Raw genomic sequence first — 20,343 nt, 5'->3', positions numbered from 1 at the left:
GAAACACTTAAAAACCAAATTTTCGAAACTTATCAAGCGGTTAAAACCTTCAGAACCCGGCCTTACCGGCCTTGTCCCTCAGAAGTGGTGCGCATTCTACAGCCCTCAGGAAAACTGTCAACGACATTCTCGACTTATTTTCCGGAACTTCGGTTTCCACCTACGCGGCCGATCAGAATGCATCCACTTTGAGCAAAATGCAACCGGAAAATCGTAATTCCAGCTCTACAAGGTCACTTTTATCGCTGACGCTGCAAGAGTAGCTTTGTCCCGCGCTTCACTCACTGTATTTCCACGGGCCAGCGCGACTCCCATACGCCGGCGCCCGGACAGGCCGGGTTTTCCGAACAGTCGCAACTGGGTGTCCGGCTGCGCTAGCGCCAGATCTATACCAGAGAAGCTCACTGCAGACGATTCACCTTCCGGCAAGATCACAGCAGACGCAGACGCCCCATTCTGCCGGATGGCAGGTACGGGCAGCCCAAGGATCGCCCTGGCGTGCAATGCGAATTCGGACAGATCCTGGGATATCAGAGTAACCAAGCCGGTATCGTGCGGGCGGGGCGACACCTCGGAGAACCAGACCTGCTCTCCTTTAATGAACAGCTCCACGCCATAAATACCATACCCGCCAAGATCTTCCACCACAGAACGGGCGATCTCTTTAGAGCGCTCCAGTGCGCGGGCACCCATTGCCTGGGGTTGCCAGGACTCCCGATAGTCTCCATCTTCCTGGCGATGTCCGATAGGCTCGCAAAAGGCGATACCACCTTTATGGCGTACGGTGAGCAGAGTGATCTCGTAGTCGAAGTCGACAAACCCTTCTACGATTACCCTTCCCTTTCCTGCTCGCCCACCGGTTTGCGCATAGTCCCAGGCAGCCTCAATTCCACCTTCACTGGTGACGGTACTCTGCCCTTTGCCCGACGAGCTCATCACGGGCTTGACCACCAATGGAAGACCAACCTCTTTTACGGCTTGCAAATACTCCTCGCGGGAACCCGCAAAACGATACGGCGATGTCGGGAGCTTCAACGTTTCCGCAGCCAGCCTGCGAATTCCCTCTCGATTCATTGTCAGGTTTACCGCACGGGCTGTCGGTATAACCTGAAAGCCTTCCTGCTCTAACTTAACCAGTTCGGCAGTGGCAATTGCCTCTATCTCGGGCACGATAAGGTTTGGCTTTTCGAGTTCAACAATGGATCGCAACGACTGCGGATCGAGCATGTCAATCACATAAGAACGATGAGCCACCTGCATCGCAGGCGCATTGGCATAGCGATCTACCGCAATAACCTCGACTCCATAGCGCTGCAACTCGATGACAACTTCCTTTCCCAACTCTCCAGAGCCACAGAACAGCACGCGAAAAGCGCCATCTGTTAATGGCGTTCCAATACGAACTTCATCAACCAATGTGTTTGCCATAGTCAAAGGCCTACCTTCTCTTCCCGTTTGGCGACCTCTTTTAATACCAGTCGCCGCTCATCATCGGTCATTCGGCTCCAACGCAGAATTTCATCTCCGGTACGCTGGCAGCCAATACAGATTTCCTGTTCGTCCAGCGCACAGACACTTACACAAGGAGATCTCACTCGATCAGAACGGTTCATTGCTGCTCCGGCTCACACTGAGCCAGGCTCTGCCGGTATCGGGCGGCATTGCGGACATAGACGGCAGCACTCATCTCAAGCATGGATTGCTGCTGCTCGGTCAACTCTCGCTTAATCCTGCCCGGCGCCCCAATAACCATAGAGCCGTCCGGAATTTCCATTCCCTCAGGAATCAGGGCATTAGCGCCTATCAAACAGTGCTTGCCAATCTTGGCGCCATTCAGAACCACCGCATTGATACCAATCAGCGAATAGTCACCCACTTCGCAGCCATGCAACATGGCCTTGTGCCCAACCGTAACACCCCGCCCAAGTGTCAGGGGAATACCGGGATCAGTATGCATAACAGCACCATCCTGAACGTTACTCTCCGGGCCAATGGTGATGAGCTCGTTGTCCCCCCGAATCACCACGTTAAACCATACGCTGCTTTTCTCGTGCAACTCGACGTTACCAATTACGGATGCGTTATGAGCAACGAATTGCTCACTTCCTTTCAGCACAGGGCGCTTGCCCTGCAATTCGTGGAACATGTCAGCCTCCCAAAGGCGGTTCAAATAAATCGATTTTTGCGTCGTATACGGCATTCAGGAAATCCACGAGCACAATCGCAGACAACCCCCATATCTGATAGCGCTCCCAGCGATAGCAAGGCACATACAAGGTATGGTTCAAGAAGCTGATAGTGTCAGTCCGCTCTCTCTGATCATCCATAAAAAACGACATGGGTACCCGGAAAACACTTTCGATCTCATCGGGATTCGGTCTGGCCTGATGATCTCTGGGAACAACGCCGACATAGGGCGTCACCAGGATTCCATAACGCGACATAACCTGGCTAAGAGGGGAGATAATCTGAACCTGATCCGGTGGCAAGCCAATCTCCTCATGGGTTTCGCGCAGCGCAGTTGCCATCAGCGACGAGTCTTCCGGATCCCGCTTTCCCCCCGGATAAGCCACCTGGCCACGATGAGTACTCAGATTTGCGGAACGTAAAGTGAAGATCATTTCCGGATCCCGCTCATCGTCGGTTACGGGAACCAGAATACCGGCCTCCGGATAATCCAGTGCCAGTTGCCGTGGCGCATAGCCAGCCATTTTTCGGGTTAAAAGATCTCGCACTTATTACTCCCACATCAACTCAATATAGAGTGAGACACAGACAGCCGGGATGGTTACACTGACTACCGACAGACACACAGTATACGAGGAAAACAATGAAGTATTGCAGCCTGTGCGGCCAGCCGGTCGAACAACGGATACCGGAAGGCGACAACCGCCACCGCTATGTTTGTGTCAGCTGCGAAACCATACATTACCAAAACCCGCGGATCATTGCCGGAACGGTTCCAGTCTGGCAGGGCCGGATTTTGCTGTGTCGCCGCGCCATTGAGCCCCGCTACGGCTACTGGACATTACCTGCAGGCTTTATGGAAAACGCCGAAACAACCATCGAGGCGGCTGCCAGAGAAACACGTGAAGAAGCCCTGGCAGAGGTGACCATTGATGGACTCTACTCCATCATCGATGTTCCCCACATCAATCAGGTGCATATGTTCTATCGTGCCAGCCTGGTCGATGGCAGCTTTGGTGCCGGCGAGGAGTCTTTGGAAAGCAAGCTGTTCTCGCCCGATTGTATCCCTTGGGATGAGATCTCCTTCCCTACCGTGCGCAAAACCCTTGAGCTGTTTCTGGCTGACCAGGAAAGCGGGCAATTCGGCGTTCACGTGCGCGATATCAGACATCCTATGAGACAGACGGTCTGAAGGCCCCGATCAGCTGAAGTACTCCAGCTTATAGACTTCGTAAGCGGGCTCTTCATAGGGGTGCGCCCGCTTCAGCGCTGTCAGCGCATCCACAATCAGCTCATCATCACAAACCAGTTCAACCTTGAACTCTTTTACGGTTTCCAGCTTCCCTTTCTCCCCCAAGAACGGATTACTGCCGACCAGGGGGCGAAACTGACCCTGACCCTCGCATTGCCAGGCACAGGAATCGTAATCTCCGATCTTCCCGGCTCCTGCATCAAACATCGCCTGCTTGGTTTCTTCAAGGTGACTTGCCGGCACGAAGTAGCAGATTTTAAACATGAGAACATCCTCGAATATTGTTGTTTTTTAAGGCCACAAAATGACCAAGAAATTTATCCACAGATTCTGTGGATAACTCTGGGGAAAGTTTTTGGGTAGCCGCCCTAAACCCCCATGAATACTGGCCTCCACTCAAATTGCCGAGATTTTCACCCGCCATTTTTTTGCGTTTATTTTCAACAACTTGGAATTTTCAAGAAAATTTTGTGCCGCAACCTGCTGATTGACCGTGATTTATACAGCAGCGCGCCTGAAGTGTGCATAAAGTTTTTAAGTCAAGCCCGTCAACGCTAAAAATCAACATTTTTACCAAGAAAAAACCGGCCCGCAATCTCCAAGACTCTGAAGACCATGGGCCGGTTTTTCATGCAACCGTACTAATGCGTATGCAGGTCAATCGAACCAACGCCGCGCATTGCGGAACATTCGGATCCAGGGTGCATCCTCCTGCCACTCATCCGGTCGCCACGAATGCTGTACCGAACGGAACACACGCTCGGGGTGGGGCATCATAATCGTCACCCGGCCATCCCGGTTAGTGACACCGGTAATACCGGCCTCAGACCCATTGGGATTGTAGGGGTATCTGGCGGTTACCTGCCCACGATTGTCGACATAGCGCACAGCCACCAGCTCATTTTCAGCAAGCGCCCCGGCAGAGTTACTCCCCGCAAACTCTACCCGCCCTTCACCATGAGCAACCGCAATTGGCATACGCGACCCTGCCATTCCCTCGAAGAACGCCGACGGAGACCTGGCTACTTCCGCCATCACCAGACGTGCTTCGAATTGCTCAGACTGATTACGAACAAAACGCGGCCAGCCTTCACTTCCGGGGATTAGCTCATGGAGATTGGACAACATCTGGCAGCCATTACATACGCCCAGCGCCAGTGTATCCTGGCGATTAAAGAAGGCGGCAAACTGATCGCGCACCCGGTCATTGAAGAGAATAGACTTGGCCCAGCCTTCACCGGCGCCCAGCACATCCCCGTATGAGAAACCACCACAAGCCACCAGACTCTGGAAGGCTTCCAGTGTAATCCGGCCGGACAACAAATCACTCATATGGACATCAACGGCTTCAAAGCCAGCACGATCAAATGCTGCCGCCATTTCAACCTGACCATTTACGCCCTGTTCCCGCAAAACAGCCACTTTGGGCCGCTTGCCGGAATTAATATAAGGCGCCGCAATATCGTCATTTACATCAAACGTCAGCGACACAGACAGCCCGGGGTCTTCCGCATCCAGCAGATTATCAAACTCCTCCTGAGCGCAGTCAGCGTTGTCCCTCAGAGACTGAATCCGGTAGCTGGTTTCAGACCACAAGCGCTGCAGATCGGTGCGGCTCTCATCCAGAACAGCATCACCGGCGAACAGCAGCCGCACCCGATCTTTGTCGTTCAGGGTGCCAATCACGCTGGTATGGTCGCCCAATCCCGCGCCGGAGAACTGCTGTAGAACGAAATCGGTATCGTCACGACGTACCTGAATTACCGCTCCCAGCTCTTCGTTGAATAGCTCCCGGGCAAACTGAGTGGCGTTTTCCGCCAGTCCATCGAGCTTTACATCTACGCCGGTTCGGCCGGCAAAGCTCATTTCCGCCAATGTCACAAACAGGCCACCATCGGAGCGATCGTGGTAAGCCAACAGCTTATCGTCAGTATTCAGCCCCTGGATAACCGCAAAGAACGCCTTCAGATCTTCCGGGTCATCCACATCCGGTGCCACAGCACCCACCTGGCGATAAACCTGGGCCAGAGCCGAGCCGCCCAGACGGTTTTGGCCTGCGGCCAAGTCAATCAAAATCAGATCGGTTTCACCCGCATCCGTGCGCAGTTGTGGCGTTAGGGTTCGGGCCACATCGGTTACCGGTGCGAAGCCGCTGATAACCAGCGACAGGGGGGCTGTTACACTCTTTTGCTCTCCACTATCTTCTTCCCAGGTGGTCTTCATCGACATCGAGTCTTTGCCCACCGGAATGGTAATTCCCAGTGCAGGGCACAATTCCATACCCACAGCACGAACCGTTTCGTAAAGGTTCTCATCTTCACCCGGGTGCCCTGCTGCTGCCATCCAGTTAGCAGACAGACGTATGTCGGAGAGCCTCGCGATGGAAGCAGCCGCCAGGTTGGTGATGGTTTCACCCACTGCCATGCGACCGGAAGCTGGCGCATCGATAACCGCCACTGGAGTGCGCTCACCCATCGCCATCGCCTCACCGGAGCGGACATCAAACGATGCTGCAGTTACCGCCACATCGCTCACGGGTACCTGCCAGGGTCCGACCATCTGGTCGCGGGCAACCAGGCCGGTTATCGTCCGGTCACCAATGGTGATCAGAAAGCTCTTGGAGCCCACTGAAGGCAAACGCAGAACTCGCCTTACCGCTTCACAGATATCGATTTTGGTGGAATCGAACACTGGCTTGGTGAAGGTCGATCGGGTAATGCTGCGATGCATGCGCGGTGGCTTGCCAAACAGAACATCCATGGGCAGGTCGACAGGCTTGTCATTGAAATAGGAGTCGCCCAGTTCCAGGTGGTGCTCTTCGGTGGCTTCACCAATCACTGCATAAGGGCATCGCTCGCGGCGACACAGTGCGTCGAAGGCTTCCAGGTTTTCCGGAGCAACGGCCATCACATAGCGTTCCTGCGATTCGTTGCACCAGATTTCCAGTGGCGACATTCCCGGCTCGTCACTGGGGATATCCCGCAGTTCAAACTTACCGCCGCGACCACCGTCTTTCACCAGCTCCGGCATGGCATTGGACAAACCACCGGCGCCAACGTCGTGAATGAAGCAAATCGGGTTTTCGTCACCCATCTGCCAGCAGCGGTCGATCACTTCCTGGCAACGGCGTTCCATTTCAGGGTTGTCACGCTGCACCGACGCAAAATCAAGATTCTCATTGCTGGAACCGGAATCCATGGATGAGGCCGCGCCGCCACCCAGTCCGATCAGCATCGACGGGCCACCCAGTACGATCAGTTTGGCGCCAACCGGAATATTGCCCTTTTCAACATGCTCTTCACGAATGTTACCAAGGCCACCCGCAATCATGATCGGCTTGTGGTAGCCACGTACCTCATCCCCGGCGGCACCGGGCACTTTTTCCTCATAGGTACGGAAGTAACCGGTAAGGTTCGGACGGCCAAACTCGTTGTTGAAAGCCGCACCGCCAATCGGCCCTTCGATCATGATGTCCAGCGCCGAGGCAATACGATCCGGTTTGCCATAGCCAAATTCCCAGGGCTGCTCATCGCCCGGAATATTCAAGTTGGACACCGTAAATCCGGTTAAACCCGCTTTCGGTTTCGAGCCACGACCGGTAGCGCCCTCATCGCGAATTTCACCGCCGGAACCTGTAGCGGCACCGGAGAACGGAGAAATCGCGGTTGGGTGGTTGTGGGTTTCGACCTTCATCAGGATATGTATCGGCTCCTGATTATAGGTGTATACACCGTTTTCCGGGTTCGGAAAGAATCGGCCAGCCACACTGCCGGCAATCACCGATGCGTTATCTTTATATGCTGACAGCACGCCTTCGCTGTTCATCTCGAAGGTGTTGCGGATCATCGCAAAGAGAGACTTTTCCTGCCCTTCGCCGTCGATGTCCCAGGAGGCATTAAAAATCTTGTGCCGACAGTGCTCCGAGTTGGCCTGGGCGAACATCATCAACTCGACGTCCGTCGGATCACGTTCAAGACCGACAAACGACTTCACCAGATAGTCGATTTCATCCTCAGCCAGTGCCAGCCCGAGCCGGATATTCGCATCGGCCAACGCGGCCCGGCCACCCGACAGAACCGGAACGCGCCCAAGCTGGCGCGGCTCTTCGTGGCTGAACAGCAGTTCGGCACCACCGGTTTCATGAAAGACTTTCTGGGTCATACGGTCGTGCAGCAGGGCAGCGATCTGCTCACGCTGCTCCAGCCCAAGCTTCTTGCCGGACTGTATATAATAGGCGATACCACGCTCAATCCGCCGGATCTGGCGCAAGCCGCAATTGCGGGCAATGTCGGTTGCCTTGCTGGACCAGGGTGAGAGAGTGCCTGGCCGGGGTACAACCAGGAACAGGATACCCTCGGGCTCCTCCTGCTGAACGGCCGGACCATAAGTCAGCAGCCGATCCAGGATGGCCTGTTCGGCATCGGATAGGTTCGCATCGAGATCCGCAAAATGCATAAACTCGGCGTACACATGTGCCACATCCGGGACAATTTCCTGGAGGCGTGAATGCAATTTACGGGAACGAAAGGGCGAGAGCGCTGGTGCGCCGCGAAGCTCAAGCATGATATCAACCTGTATCGCGCGAATCGGGGGACGTCTGAAAGGCGGCAATGATACTTGAAAGCGACCGCAGGTTACAGCGCCAGCCGCCCTGTTTCGGACAGGTAAAAACAACATTGCTTTGTGCAATGATTAACCAGGCTAATTGACCCGGCCCGCCGCAACAGAGATCATTGTTCCAGGTCAAGGAAAAGACTCAGAAGAAAATATCAGTGCCGCAAGGTCAACGGAATTCATTCTGACCACAGGGTTTGTGAGGGAGATCAAAGATTTGTTAAAACTAGTCAGCCGCTTCAAAAGCGGCGGAGCCGGGCTCGGGCTGTTACTTGCCGTCGTTTTCAGCTCCGGCTGCTCTCGCCCCAGCACACTCCAGGAAATCAAAAACGAGGGTGTCCTTCACGTTATTACCCGTGTCGCCCCATCTTTGTATTATCAGGAGCAGGAACAGACCACCGGCTACGACTATGAGCTGGCCAGGCTGTTTGCCGAAGATCTGGGTGTAGAGCTCCGCGTGCGGGTAGCCGATGATAACTCTGAAATTCTCTCGGTGCTCTCACGCAACTACGCCCATATCGGTCTGGCAGGCATTGCCAAACGTCCGGGCCTGAACGGGCGTTTTCACACCGTCGCCACCGGTATCGGTGCGCGCTCCATCGTGGTGTATCACAAAGCGTCTCCCGCGCCGCGCTCCCTGGCTGAGCTGGCGTCCGAAACTGTCCACATGCTCGCCGACAGCAGCCATGAGCACCTGTTTAGCGACGCTCCGAACGCGCCCAGAATCGAACGACACCCCGGGCTGGATGCAACCGGCCTTCTGGCCCGCGTCCAGAGTGGTGAGATTGCCTATGCTGTGGTGGCGTCCAATGAACTCGATCTGAATCACGTTTTTTACCCGATGGTAAAGGAAGCCTTTGCACTCAATGACGACAGTGATTTGTTGTGGCTGTTCCCGAATGCACAGGATTCCAGCCTGGTGGATGCTGCGCGGGACTTTATCGCACAGCGAACAGCGGACGGCACCATTGCTCAGCTTGCCGAGCGCTTTTACGGCCATCTCGACCGCCTGAACTATGTGGGTGCCCGAACCTTCATGCACCACGTTAACAACCGCCTGCCGAAATACCAGACACTGTTTCAGGACTATGCCCGCAAGGCTGACCTGGACTGGCGCTTGCTCGCAGCCGTCGGCTATCAGGAGTCCCACTGGAGGCCGAATGCCGTCTCCCCTACCGGCGTTCGCGGGCTGATGATGCTCACCCGGACAACCGCAAGCTACATTGGCATCAATAATCGCCTGGACGCAGAGGAAAGCATTCAGGGCGGCGCCAAATACTTTCGCATGGTTCACGGCCGTATTCCGGAAGAAATCCCCGAGCCCGACCGCACCTGGTTTGCGCTGGCCTCCTACAACGTGGGTTACGGGCACGTACAGGATGCCCGCAAACTGACTCGGGATGCCGGCAGAGATCCGGATCGCTGGATGGACGTAAAGGAATTCCTGCCTTTGCTTGCCCAGAAAGAGTGGTATTCGAAGACCCGTTTCGGCTACGCCCGCGGGCACGAGCCGGTGACTTATGTCCAGAATATCCGGCGCTACTACGATGTACTTCTTCGGATTACTGAAAGCGAAGAAGAACCGATTGTCGCAGATGCAGGAAGTGCCTCGACCGAACCCGAACCGCTCTTGCAGAATCAGGATCTTAATGGCGAATTGCTGTCTGATCTCGATTTACGGGCCGCCCTGCCTCCGGAACTCCAGGAAATCCCACCAACTCTGTGAGCACCTTTTCACACTTTCACACGCCCAGGTGCCTGCGCGGAAGAACGTCGCAGGCAACGGCTAATCTTGCAAACAGAACGCGCCGTTCGCCTGGGCGCTGGTAAATCCACGCCGGGCCAGAAAGCGGAACTGCCTCGCCTTCTCTGACAGGTTACGCGGCAGCACCTTACCAAAGCGCTTTATCCTTGCCTCTGCGGCCCGCTCCACCCACACCTCCTCGGGGATGGACTGCAGACATTCCGGCATTCGGCAAACTCCTTTTTGCTGCAGGTCGGCTTCGATTTTCAGCGGGCCATAGCCCTGATCCATCTTTTGTCTCGCAAATACATCGGCGAACCGCTCGTCACTCAGCCAACCTTCCTGTTCATAGTCGTCCAGAACACTATCGATCGTGGCCGATGGAATATCCCGCTGCCGGAGTTTCAGTGCCAATTCGGAGCGGCTATGCTCTCTTCTTGCCAATAACCTGAGTGCCGTCGAGCGGGCACGATAGTCCGGGTCATCCTGTTTCGATTCTTTTGCCATTGGGCCTTTCCGCCATCACTCGCAAAACGATAGACTTAGCATCCCTAAGAGCAGGGAGCCAAATACGGCACCCCACTCCTATACGATTCCCGCACCGACAGGCACTGGTGCGGGCCGGAGGGCGCGCACACTTTGCCGCCGCCGCAAACTGGTTGCAATCCCGAGGATACTGTTTATGGCCGCATTTCTTCAGAAATTGTTCAAATCCCGTAAAGCCGCCACGACAGACAACCGGAAGGCACCCCGATCACCGGAGCCCGTGGCTCCCGCTACAGCTGAACCCGATCACCGTGAGCTACTAAGGGAGCAGCAAGAGCAACAACTTTCAGGAAAGCCGGAGCAGGCAGAACTGGCCATACTGGCAATCGAAGGCGCAACGGCCGCGATTCGGCTGAAGGCAGCCAGGGAGCTGCGCGACGAGCAACACCTTCAGCAAGTACAAAAAAATGCCAAAGGCCGTGACAAAGTCGTTTTCCAGACAGTAAAGCAAGCCCTGCAAGAACTACGTGAACACGAAGCGAGTAAACAAGCCACCCGCCAGCGCATTGACGAACTTGTGCGACAGGCCGAAGATCAGGCCCGCAGTGAAGACACCAAGCTGTTTGAGGCGCGGCTGAAGGTCTTGCAGGAAAACTGGCAGCAAGTCGATAGCGCAGCCGATGCTACGCAGACACAACGCTTTCTCCAGGCCATTCACGATTGTACCGGCAAGCTTCAACAGCTGGAGGCCGCACAGATAGAAGAGCAGCGGCACAGGGATCAGAAGCAACAACGCCAGGACACCCTCGCCCTGCTGCAGCAAACTCTGGAACAGCTGAAAGCAACGGGCGTTGCGAGTCAGCCGTCAGAACCTTCTCTGGATGCTCTGCAGAAAACCCAGGAAAACCGCTGGCTCGAGGCCACCCGGGACACTACGGTCGAAAAGCAGGAACAGAAAGAGTACGAACAGGCCATGCTGTCATTGCGAAGCCTGCTGGCTGCGGTGCGCAGACTTAACCACAGTTTGCCAGACATACAGGCACAGCTTGGCGAGACCGGCACGGGCGCACAGCCCCCGGGCCCTGAGGCGGCCAAGTCGCTGCTCGACGAAATCAGTTGGCCGAAAGAGTATCCGGCGCCCGAATCGCTCCAGCAACTCGCCAGGCACGCAGGCAAACCCGCCAAAGCGCCAAAACCTGCGGAGGATCGTGCGGATCAGCAGCAAAAGCTGAAAACACTGACCGAAAGTCTCGATAAACTCGAAGCGTCACTGGAGGCACAGCTGTTCAAGGAGTCCCGTCAGCTTCTGAAACTGTGCCAGCAACAATTCCAGGAACTGGACGAGCGCAGCCGCAGACCACTGCGTGCACGCATGCAACTGCTCTCTGGTCAATTCCGCGAATTGAGCGACTGGCAGGGCTTCGCCACGGAACCCAAACAGGTTGCTCTGTGTGAGCAGATGGAATACCTGGCCGATCAACACATGGAACCGGAAGCCAAGGCCGAGCGCATCAGGGAGCTTCAGGCAGAGTGGCGCGAACTTGGCGGCTCCTCGGATCGCACACTGTGGAATCGTTTCAAAGCGGCTTCAGACATAGCCTACGAGCCCTGCAAAGCCTACTTTGAGGCAAAGTCCGACCTCAAGCAGGTAAACCTGCAACAGCGCGAAACCATCTGTAATGAACTAGCCCTCTACCTTGACCAGGCCGATTGGCAGAATGCCGATTGGAAGGCTGCCGAGCGCATCCACCAGACCGCCCGCCAGGAGTGGAAAGCGGCATGGCCCGTGGATTTCCGCAACAACAGGAAGGTGCAAAAGCGCTTCGATGATCTGTTGAAACGGCTTGAACAGCCGCTGGATGCTGAGCGAAAGAAGAACGAAGACGCCAAGCAGGCCATTGTTGACCGGGCGCTGGAACTGGTTGCTCACGAACCCCTGCAGGAAGCCATGGAGCAGGCAAAAGCGCTGCAAACCGAATGGAAACAGATTGGCATTACCCGCCACCGTGAAGACCGCAAACTCTGGCAGGCTTTCCGTAAGGCCTGCGATCAGATTTTTGCGCGCCGCGACGCCCAACGGTCGGCCCAGAAAAGCGCCACCGAACAGGCAGACCAGCATGCCAGGGAAATTATGGCCGGGCTCAGCGATCTGGATACTGACCATACTGAAGAAAGCCTCGCAGAAGCCAAGAACACCCTGCAAACACTATCCGACACGGCCCTATCCAAAGCTATGCGGGAGCAGCTACACCAGCTTCGGCGGCAACTCGACGCCAAAGTACGGATAAAACGCCTTGAGAAGAAACTCGACAGCTGGAAAAACCTGATTAACCAGAGGGTTGCCACTGCCGTGCCCTCAGAACAGGCGCCGCAATCCTGGCAGTCCTTGGTGAACAGCGACGTAGCCATACCCGGGCGGGATCTGGCCATTCGCGCAGAAATTCTGGCAGGCACGGAATCACCGGAAGCCGACCAGGCCCGGAGGATGGAGATTCAGGTACAGCGATTAACCGATGGTATGGGCTCCAGCGAACACCAGTCTGCCGAGCAGGAGCTGGAAAAGTTGATCGCCCACTGGTGTCTGCACCCGGATGACGAAGGGCGGAACCGTGAAAACGCCAACCGCCTGGCCGCCGCACTACAGGCAAGTATCAGCAGACAGTGAACCGGCTCACTCGCGCTGATGCTGCCTGACAAAATCCCTGGCCTGCTTTACTGCGGCCAGGGATTTTTCTTTCATGTCCTTTAGTTCCTCATCCGCCAGATAAAACATCATATCGATGGAGTGGCGGTAATAGCGCGCGGGTAACCGATTCAGCGCCACACACATCACATCGGTAAGAAAATCGGCGGTATCGGACTCTTCCCGGGTTGCCTCAATAGCGTCTGCCACCAGTCGCTCGTAAAAATTATCGATGGCATCTCTTAACGACATGATTACACCTACCTGGCCGAGCCTGCTGTTTTCTTCAACATAGAAGCAATGTCCCATTCTGTCATTATCCAAACGCTTCCTGAACTGCTCAAGTCAGCCTGCGAACAAAAACACCGGGAGCAAGAACCACCCGGCAACCTTTATGGACAGATTGTCACACAGGTATACCCATAGCCTATGGCAACAGGTGTAGTGGTTGCCTACAATAAATTGAATAATTAGAGGAATACGCGGCAGTGGATTGCCGTGCAACGATACAGCAGCTCCAGGTAATCACTCTATGACCATCGCGGAAAACACTATGAAGCGTCCGTTCCTGCCGTCTCTCTCTCGGAAAGCGGGTGCCACTCTGGCCTTGACTCTGAGCCTTCTGGTGTCTGGTGCCTACGCGAAGGTAGACGAGTCCGCACGTTACGAGCCCGTCGCACCTACCATTGACCAGGCGCGTGCCAACATTCTGATCGCCCGACAACTGCAGTTCACCCATTTCCGTAATCTGGGCATCAGCGACGACCTTTCCGGCGATGTCTTCGACGCTTACCTGAACTACCTGGACAGCCAGCGGGTTTACCTCACCCAACAGGACATTGATACCCTGTCACGCGTCAAGCGTCACCTGGGATCGGCCCTTAAGACCGGCCAGCTGCAGCCCGGTTTTGATATCTATAACCTGGTACAGCAACGGGTGATCGAGCGTCTGAAGTTTGCCCTGCATTTGCTCGACGATGGCATTAACGAAATGGATTTCAGCCAGGACGATCAGATTCTGGTAGACCGGTCAGAAGCCAACTGGGAAGCCGACAGTGCTGCACTGGATGATCTATGGGTTCGCCGCATCAAAAACGCAGTCCTTGCCCAACGCCTCAATGGCTCGGACGACGACGCGATTGAAGAGAACCTGCGTCGCCGTTACGAAGGCCAACTCAAACGGGCCTATCAGGCCCGCAGCGAAGATGCGTTTCAGGCATACATGAATGCCTTTACCGGCATGTGGGATCCCCACACCTCTTATTTTTCGCCACGCACCTCGGAAAACTTCAACATCAACATGAGCCTGTCGCTGGAAGGCATAGGCGCGGTTCTGCAATCGGATAACGAATATACCAAAGTGGTGCGCCTGGTACCCGGTGGCCCAGCCTCAAAGCAAGGCCAACTGCAACCTGCCGATCGCATCGTCTCGGTTGCGCAGGGCGAAGATAAAGCTGTCAACGTGATCGGCTGGCGCCTGGATGAAGTGGTCGATCTGATTCGCGGCCCTCGAAACTCGACGGTGAGCCTGGAAGTGATTCCCGCAAATGCCGCAGACGAAACCATTACCCGCACCATTGCGATCAAGCGCGATGAAGTAAAGCTGGAAGAACAGAGCGCCAGCAAGGAAGTGATCCAACTGGATCGAAATGGCCAGACGTACCGTATCGGCGTCATCGACATTCCCACCTTCTATGCCGATTTTCAGGCCATGCAAGCTGGAGATCCGAATTACAAAAGCACTACCCGGGACGTGCGCAAGCTCATCAGCGAACTCAAGGCTGACGGCGTCGACGGCCTGGTGATGGATTTGCGCAACAACGGCGGTGGCGCCCTGCACGAGGCCAATGACCTGGTCGGGCTGTTTATCGACAAGGGCCCCACCGTACAAATTCGCAACGCTAATAACGACGTGCAGGTGCTGGAAGATGGCGATCCCTCGGTCGTTTACGATGGCCCGCTGGTGGTGCTGGTCAATCGAATGAGCGCCTCGGCATCCGAAATCTTTGCCGGCGCGATTCAGGACTATGGCCGGGGCCTGGTGGTAGGTTCCCAGACCTTTGGCAAGGGCACGGTGCAAGCCGTTCGCCCGCTGAACCATGGCCAGCTCAAGATTACCCAGTCGAAATTCTATCGGGTGTCCGGCGGCTCTACCCAGCATAAAGGTGTGATCCCGGACATTGAGATTCCTTCTCGTATAGACAAGGCCCGTATCGGTGAAGACGCTCTCGATCATGCCTTGCCCTGGGATCAGATCGAGGCCGTGCCTCACGCACGGTATTTCGATTTTACCAACGTGATCGACGAGTTACGCCAACGCCATGGTGAGCGATTCAACAGCAGCCCGGAATTCAAACTGTTACAGGAAGAAATCGCGTTCCTGAACCAGCAGCGGAAAACGGATTTTGTAAGCCTTAATCTCGACAAGCGCAAGGCGCATCACAACCAGATCGAACAAACCCGCCTGAGCATCGCCAACGCTCGTCGTGAATTGAGAGGTGAGGAACCGTTTGCAGATCTGGAGGCTCTGGAAGACTGGCAGAACCAGCAGGCAGCAGACCTCGATAGCGGCGATGAGGAAATGGATTTTATCATTCGGGAAGGCGGGCACATCATGGCCGACATGCTGGAGCTTGATCAGCGCATGGCGTCGATTCTGGCGCCCTCCCGCTATACTGCCAAGGCCGAGGCACCATGAACCATGGCTGAGAAGCCGGTCGATAACGCCACCTCGAATACGCAACAGAGAGCGCGGGCACTCCGGGACATGCTGCTGGATGCTCTTCATGCCATGTCGTCGATGGACGAAGTGGCAGAGTTGCAACAGACAGGCAGTACGGAAAAGGCACCCGATGGCGTACTCGACCGCATCGCCAGCCTGACCGGCTCAGCTTTGCGGCTGGGCGCCCGCGCCACGGACACCTCCCTGCGGGTGGGGCGGGCGCTGATCAATTCCCAGGATCAATTGCGGGCCATGCTAACGGCGGGCCAGTCCCTGAAAGATATTCGTGAAGTCGCCGGGCTGACCCTTTCCGAGATGAGCGAAGCTCTCAACCTCAAAGACAAAACCCTGTTGGAGGCCATCGAAAACGGCACCGCCACCCTGTCTTTCGAATTGATTCTCCGGCTCGCCTCGCTGGTAGCCCGAAACGACCCTATCCCATTTATTCTGCGTACCACCCGCAACTACAACCCCGAAGTCTGGCAACTCCTAAACGACTGGGGCGTTGGCCGGATACCCCTGCAATTCGAACGGGAGCGGGAATTCATCAACATTTTCCGGCGCCACGACGATGCACGTACCCTGTCGGACGAAGGCTTTCGCAAGGTGCTGGACTTCACCCGCCAGAGTTTCGAAATGTCCCTGCACTTCATCGAGCAGCAGGAACAGGAGCTGGCCGAGCAAAAAGCCCGGCTCAGTTCAAATACCGATGCCACACCTGCCCACGGCAAAGCCGGAAAAAGCGTCAGGTAAACAGCGCTTTCATTCCGGTAATCTCCGGATTCCGCACCACGCCTTTTTCAGTCACGATCGCATCGATCAGCGCTGCTGGCGTAACATCGAATACGGGGTTGAACACATCCACATCGACCGGTGCCAGCGGGACCCCCCGAATCTCTCGGACTTCCGTGCCCTCACGCTGTTCAATCGGTATGTCCTGCCCTGACTCCAGAGACATATCCACCGTACTGGACGGTGCAACGACCATAAAGCCGATTCGATGATGGCGGGCCAGCACGGCCAGATTGTAGGTGCCGATCTTGTTGGCGACATCACCATTGGCGGTAATCCTGTCTGCCCCCACCAGTACCCAGGCCACCTTGCCAGCGGCCATAATGGCTGCAGCTGCGCCATCTGCGTTTAAGGTTACGGGAATCTGATCACGTACCAGTTCCCAGGCGGTCAACCGACTACCCTGCAACCAGGGCCGGGTCTCATCTGCGTACACCCGCTTCAGTAACTGCTGCTCGTGCAGCCGCCGCACCACTCCCAGGGCTGTGCCATAGCCGCCGGTCGCCAGTGCTCCGGTGTTACAGTGAGTCAGCACCGATACCGGCTTTTCGGTACCGATCACCTCAAGGCCGTAGTCGGCCATCGCCAGATTCGCCGCCAGATCTTCCTCGTGCAAACGCACTGCTGCCTGGCCCAACCGGGATATTGCCTCATCCTGAGTGCCACAGTGACTGACTACCTGCTGCATTTTATCCAATGCCCAGAACAGGTTCACCGCTGTTGGCCGGGACTCCGCCAACATCCTGATCGCCCGGTCAACTTCACCACGCCAGTCTGCGGTACCGGCATGGTGGGCGGCCAGTGCGACACCATAGGCCGCACTGATACCAATCGCGGGTGCGCCCCGAACCACCATATCGGTAATACACTGTGCAACTGTGGCGGCGCCATCTGCCACCAGCCAGTGCTCTTCAGCGGGCAACAGGCGCTGATCCAGCAGCTCAAGACGATCGCCATGCCAACGCATTGCCACGGTTCCAATGGCTTGACCGGAAGAACTCTTAGCCATAATCAACTCCCATTCAGAAAAGAAAGCCCAAGTATAGTTCTACCCAACCCGGGTGGTTATACTTGAGCACTGAATTTTCAGGCATTCCACAGGAATTGCCCCTCTTAACAAGGCAGGTTAATGACGGCAAACACCATCATCACAGCCGATACCCGGATCAACGCCCGCTGGCTGATCCCAGTGGAACCCCGCGCTGTTGTTCTGGAGCATCAGGCACTGATCATCCAGGGAAGCCGCATTGCCGCCGTGCTCCCGCAAACGGAAGCGGACCAGACCTACCGCACACGGGAAACACTGGACCTGAACCAGCACGTGCTGCTGCCCGGGCTAATCAACCTGCATGGCCACACCGCCATGTCCCTGTTCCGGGGTATGGCCGATGACCTGCCGCTGATGACTTGGCTGAACGACCACATATGGCCCGCCGAGGGCCGGTTCGTCAGCGAACAGTTTGTCATGGACGGCGCCCGGCTGGCGATGGCGGAAATGCTGCGTACCGGCACCACCACCTTCTCGGATATGTACTTTTTCCCGGAGGTGACTGCCCAGGTCGCCCACGATACCGGAATGCGGGCCCAGGTGTGCTTCCCATTGATGGATATGCCAACCGTGTGGGGTTCGGGCCCGGAGGAATATCTGCACAAAGGCGCAGGCCTGATCGAGCAATGGCAGGGCGATGACTACATCATGCCCGCCATCGGGCCCCATGCACCCTATACCGTCGCCGACGACCCCTTGAAAGAGGCTGTCGCCCTTTCCCGGCGCACCGGTGCCGCACTGCAGATCCACCTGCATGAAACAGCCTTTGAGGTAGAACAAGCTGTCAAGGCCTCAGGTATCAGACCGGTTTCCCGAATGCAGGCGCTCGGCGTGCTGGGTGAAAACACCCAATGCGTGCATATGACCCAGATTGATGACAGCGATCTGGCCGCCTTATCGGCCAGCGGCACTCATGTTATCCACTGTCCGGAGTCTAACCTGAAACTGGCCAGCGGCTTTTGCCCGGTGGACACCCTTCAGCAGCGGGGCATCAATGTTTGTATCGGTACCGATGGCGCCGCCAGCAACAACGACCTGGACTTGTTCGGCGAACTTCGCACCGCGGCCATGATTGCCAAAGCAGTAGCCGGTGATGCGGCCGCCCTGTCGGCACACCGGGCCCTGGAAATGGCAACCCTGAACGGCGCCAGAGCTCTCGGACGCAGCGATGAACTGGGCTCGCTGCTGCCAGGCAAGCTGGCAGACCTGATTGCCGTCGACCTGAGCGATCCCTTCCTGCAGCCGGTTTATGATCCTGCCTCGCATCTTGTCTACAGCAACCACGGGCGGGCAGTAAGCCACAGCTGGATTCACGGCGTACCTCAGTTACAGGACGGCCGGCTGACCCGTATTGATGTGCCAGACCTGATGCTCAGGGTAGAGGCGTGGCGCAAACAGATTCTAAGTTGATGATCCGGAGTATGATCAAATCATGAGCAACCAGAACGTAGACCAGAAAGAGATTGCCAAGTTCGAGGCGCTGGCCAGCCGCTGGTGGGACCCATCCAGCGAGTTCAAACCACTGCACGACATCAACCCGCTGCGCCTGAACTACATCGACGAGCGCGTGTCGCTGGCTGGCAAACGCGCCCTCGACGTCGGTTGTGGTGGCGGTTTGCTGGCCGAGGGTATGGCACTGCGAGGCGCTCACGTAACCGGTATCGACATGGGCGAAGCCCCTTTGTCGGTGGCCAAACTCCATGGCATGGAAAGCGGTGTCACCGTCGATTACCGGCAAACCACCGTTGAAGAACTGGCAAGGCACCCGGAGCACGCTGGCCAGTATGATGTGGTGACTTGCCTGGAGATGCTGGAGCATGTACCCGACCCGGCCTCGGTTATCCGGGCCTGCGCGAGCATGTTACGCCCCGGCGGTGACCTTTTTGTCTCTACCATCAACCGCAACCCCAAGTCATTCCTGTTCGCCATTGTCGGCGCGGAATACGTGATGAACCTGCTGCCGAAAGGCACCCATGAGTGGAAGAAGTTCATTCGCCCGTCAGAAATGTCCGATTATCTGCGCGCCGCAGGCCTGGATGTGTGCGAACTCACCGGCATGACCTACAACCCCATCACCAAAATTTACAAGCTGGGGCGCGATGTAGACGTCAACTACCTCATGCACGCCAGGGACAGCCGTGAACGCTAAATCTTCACCATCCGCTGTTCTGTTTGATCTCGACGGCACCCTGATCGATACCGCCCCGGATTTCATCCGTTGCCTGAATCAGTTACGCAAGCAGCACGGATTATCTGCCCTGCCCCCGGAGCAGATACGCAGGTCAGTCTCGAACGGTGCCCGGGCCATGGTGAGAATCGGCTTTGGCCTGGAGCCGGAAGAGCCGGGCTATCTGGAAAGGCACACTGAATTCCTGGACCTGTACGAAGCCGGAGTAGCGGTCGAAACCCTTCTGTTCAACGGCATGGACAGCCTTCTGGCCAGCCTGGAAGCACGGCAAATTCCCTGGGGCATTGTCACCAACAAACCGCTGCGTTTTGCCGAGCCGCTGATTGCCGCCCTGGGCCTGGCGCCACGCTGTGCCGCCCTGATCTGCCCGGACCATGTTGCCGAGCGCAAGCCTCACCCGGAATCGCTGCTACTGGCCTGTTCGCATATAGATGCCGAGCCAACCCGCTGTATTTATGTAGGTGACCATGAGCGCGACATCGAGGCAGGCCGCAACGCAGGCATGCACACCATCGCCGTTCGTTACGGCTACATTGAGCAGCCAGAGACGGTTGACCTATGGCAAGCAGACCGCATTGCCGATACCGTCAGCGATCTGGCAAAGCTGTTACAATAGTGCCCCGTTAC

The 20,343-nt window shown here is 56.3% G+C and carries 17 protein-coding genes; 8 read left to right on the top strand and 9 right to left on the bottom strand.

The genetic code is table 11. The features are described 5' to 3' along the window. Positions 1-225: 225 nt before the first annotated feature. From purT to C7H09_RS00690, 4 genes are read right to left on the bottom strand one after another with little or no spacing between them, the layout of a single operon-like run. Positions 226-1,428: a formate-dependent phosphoribosylglycinamide formyltransferase gene (purT, locus tag C7H09_RS00705; RefSeq protein ID WP_206074242.1), complete on the bottom strand. Its 1,203-nt coding sequence runs from the start codon at positions 1,426-1,428 to the stop codon at positions 226-228. Positions 1,429-1,430: 2 nt separating this feature from the next. Next, positions 1,431-1,613: a DUF1289 domain-containing protein gene (locus C7H09_RS00700; RefSeq protein WP_106760762.1), complete on the bottom strand. Its 183-nt coding sequence runs from the start codon at positions 1,611-1,613 to the stop codon at positions 1,431-1,433. Then, positions 1,610-2,146, bottom strand: coding sequence for a gamma carbonic anhydrase family protein (locus C7H09_RS00695; RefSeq protein ID WP_106760761.1), 537 nt, complete (start codon positions 2,144-2,146; stop codon positions 1,610-1,612). The genes C7H09_RS00700 and C7H09_RS00695 overlap by 4 nt, the downstream gene beginning before the upstream one ends. A 1-nt stretch (position 2,147) precedes the next feature. Beyond that, on the bottom strand, positions 2,148-2,735 hold the full coding sequence (locus C7H09_RS00690; RefSeq protein WP_106760760.1) for an NUDIX hydrolase: 588 nt from the start codon (positions 2,733-2,735) through the stop codon (positions 2,148-2,150). A gap of 95 nt (positions 2,736-2,830) precedes the next feature. On the opposite strand from C7H09_RS00690, the gene C7H09_RS00685 reads away from it, so the two are divergent. Beyond that, on the top strand, positions 2,831-3,379 hold the full coding sequence (locus C7H09_RS00685; RefSeq protein ID WP_106760759.1) for an NUDIX hydrolase: 549 nt from the start codon (positions 2,831-2,833) through the stop codon (positions 3,377-3,379). Positions 3,380-3,388: 9 nt separating this feature from the next. Here C7H09_RS00685 and C7H09_RS00680 read toward each other — a convergent pair whose 3' ends face one another. Both C7H09_RS00680 and purL read right to left on the bottom strand, forming a co-directional pair. Then, positions 3,389-3,703: a YqfO family protein gene (locus C7H09_RS00680; RefSeq protein ID WP_106760758.1), complete on the bottom strand. Its 315-nt coding sequence runs from the start codon at positions 3,701-3,703 to the stop codon at positions 3,389-3,391. A gap of 393 nt (positions 3,704-4,096) precedes the next feature. Next, positions 4,097-8,002 carry a phosphoribosylformylglycinamidine synthase gene (purL, locus tag C7H09_RS00675; RefSeq protein WP_106760757.1) on the bottom strand — a complete coding sequence of 1,302 codons (3,906 nt, stop codon included), beginning with the start codon at positions 8,000-8,002 and terminating at the stop codon, positions 4,097-4,099. Positions 8,003-8,270: 268 nt separating this feature from the next. Between purL and mltF the strand changes: the two genes are divergently transcribed. Then, a complete protein-coding gene (gene mltF, locus C7H09_RS00670) occupies positions 8,271-9,779 on the top strand; it encodes a membrane-bound lytic murein transglycosylase MltF (RefSeq protein ID WP_106760771.1) in 1,509 nt (502 codons plus the stop codon). 60 nt (positions 9,780-9,839) lie between these two features. Here mltF and C7H09_RS00665 read toward each other — a convergent pair whose 3' ends face one another. Then, a complete protein-coding gene (locus C7H09_RS00665; RefSeq protein ID WP_106760756.1) occupies positions 9,840-10,304 on the bottom strand; it encodes a regulatory protein RecX in 465 nt (154 codons plus the stop codon). Between the two features lie 175 nt (positions 10,305-10,479). On the opposite strand from C7H09_RS00665, the gene C7H09_RS00660 reads away from it, so the two are divergent. Then, positions 10,480-12,948 carry a DUF349 domain-containing protein gene (locus C7H09_RS00660; RefSeq protein ID WP_106760755.1) on the top strand — a complete coding sequence of 823 codons (2,469 nt, stop codon included), beginning with the start codon at positions 10,480-10,482 and terminating at the stop codon, positions 12,946-12,948. 6 nt (positions 12,949-12,954) lie between these two features. On the opposite strand, the gene C7H09_RS00655 is transcribed toward C7H09_RS00660, so the two are convergent. Next, positions 12,955-13,218: a late competence development ComFB family protein gene (locus C7H09_RS00655; RefSeq protein WP_106760770.1), complete on the bottom strand. Its 264-nt coding sequence runs from the start codon at positions 13,216-13,218 to the stop codon at positions 12,955-12,957. A gap of 301 nt (positions 13,219-13,519) precedes the next feature. On the opposite strand from C7H09_RS00655, the gene C7H09_RS00650 reads away from it, so the two are divergent. After that, complete coding sequence (locus C7H09_RS00650) at positions 13,520-15,664, top strand: carboxy terminal-processing peptidase (protein ID WP_240616465.1); 2,145 nt, start codon at positions 13,520-13,522, stop codon at positions 15,662-15,664. 3 nt (positions 15,665-15,667) lie between these two features. Further along, complete coding sequence (locus C7H09_RS00645) at positions 15,668-16,441, top strand: helix-turn-helix domain-containing protein (RefSeq protein ID WP_240616464.1); 774 nt, start codon at positions 15,668-15,670, stop codon at positions 16,439-16,441. On the opposite strand, the gene mtnA is transcribed toward C7H09_RS00645, so the two are convergent. Next, complete coding sequence (mtnA, locus tag C7H09_RS00640) at positions 16,434-17,489, bottom strand: S-methyl-5-thioribose-1-phosphate isomerase (RefSeq protein WP_106760753.1); 1,056 nt, start codon at positions 17,487-17,489, stop codon at positions 16,434-16,436. The genes C7H09_RS00645 and mtnA overlap by 8 nt on opposite strands. A gap of 120 nt (positions 17,490-17,609) precedes the next feature. On the opposite strand from mtnA, the gene C7H09_RS00635 reads away from it, so the two are divergent. The 3 genes from C7H09_RS00635 to C7H09_RS00625 are packed head-to-tail and all read left to right on the top strand — an operon-like array spanning position 17,610 to position 20,332. Next, complete coding sequence (locus C7H09_RS00635; RefSeq protein WP_106760752.1) at positions 17,610-18,938, top strand: TRZ/ATZ family hydrolase; 1,329 nt, start codon at positions 17,610-17,612, stop codon at positions 18,936-18,938. 22 nt (positions 18,939-18,960) lie between these two features. Continuing rightward, positions 18,961-19,677, top strand: coding sequence for a bifunctional 2-polyprenyl-6-hydroxyphenol methylase/3-demethylubiquinol 3-O-methyltransferase UbiG (gene ubiG, locus C7H09_RS00630; RefSeq protein ID WP_106760751.1), 717 nt, complete (start codon positions 18,961-18,963; stop codon positions 19,675-19,677). After that, entirely contained in the window at positions 19,667-20,332 is a 666-nt protein-coding gene (locus C7H09_RS00625; RefSeq protein WP_106760750.1) for an HAD family hydrolase, read from the top strand. The genes ubiG and C7H09_RS00625 overlap by 11 nt, the downstream gene beginning before the upstream one ends. Positions 20,333-20,343 lie beyond the last annotated feature (11 nt).

This window comes from Marinobacter fuscus (assembly GCF_003007675.1).
Taxonomy (GTDB): Bacteria; Pseudomonadota; Gammaproteobacteria; order Pseudomonadales; family Oleiphilaceae; genus Marinobacter; species Marinobacter fuscus.
This window is presented reverse-complemented; position numbering and strand designations above follow the sequence as displayed.

Bases quoted from the DNA above. Each gene is read 5' to 3' on its own strand.
- purT (WP_206074242.1), bottom strand. From the start codon at position 1,428: ATGGCAAACACATTGGTTGATGAAGTTCGTATTGGAACGCCATTAACA.
- C7H09_RS00700 (WP_106760762.1), bottom strand. From the start codon at position 1,613: ATGAACCGTTCTGATCGAGTGAGATCTCCTTGTGTAAGTGTCTGTGCG.
- C7H09_RS00695 (WP_106760761.1), bottom strand. From the start codon at position 2,146: ATGTTCCACGAATTGCAGGGCAAGCGCCCTGTGCTGAAAGGAAGTGAG.
- C7H09_RS00685 (WP_106760759.1), top strand. From the start codon at position 2,831: ATGAAGTATTGCAGCCTGTGCGGCCAGCCGGTCGAACAACGGATACCG.
- C7H09_RS00680 (WP_106760758.1), bottom strand. From the start codon at position 3,703: ATGTTTAAAATCTGCTACTTCGTGCCGGCAAGTCACCTTGAAGAAACC.
- purL (WP_106760757.1), bottom strand. From the start codon at position 8,002: ATGCTTGAGCTTCGCGGCGCACCAGCGCTCTCGCCCTTTCGTTCCCGT.
- C7H09_RS00665 (WP_106760756.1), bottom strand. From the start codon at position 10,304: ATGGCAAAAGAATCGAAACAGGATGACCCGGACTATCGTGCCCGCTCG.
- C7H09_RS00660 (WP_106760755.1), top strand. From the start codon at position 10,480: ATGGCCGCATTTCTTCAGAAATTGTTCAAATCCCGTAAAGCCGCCACG.
- C7H09_RS00655 (WP_106760770.1), bottom strand. From the start codon at position 13,218: ATGTCGTTAAGAGATGCCATCGATAATTTTTACGAGCGACTGGTGGCA.
- C7H09_RS00650 (WP_240616465.1), top strand. From the start codon at position 13,520: ATGAAGCGTCCGTTCCTGCCGTCTCTCTCTCGGAAAGCGGGTGCCACT.
- C7H09_RS00645 (WP_240616464.1), top strand. From the start codon at position 15,668: ATGGCTGAGAAGCCGGTCGATAACGCCACCTCGAATACGCAACAGAGA.
- mtnA (WP_106760753.1), bottom strand. From the start codon at position 17,489: ATGGCTAAGAGTTCTTCCGGTCAAGCCATTGGAACCGTGGCAATGCGT.
- C7H09_RS00635 (WP_106760752.1), top strand. From the start codon at position 17,610: ATGACGGCAAACACCATCATCACAGCCGATACCCGGATCAACGCCCGC.
- ubiG (WP_106760751.1), top strand. From the start codon at position 18,961: ATGAGCAACCAGAACGTAGACCAGAAAGAGATTGCCAAGTTCGAGGCG.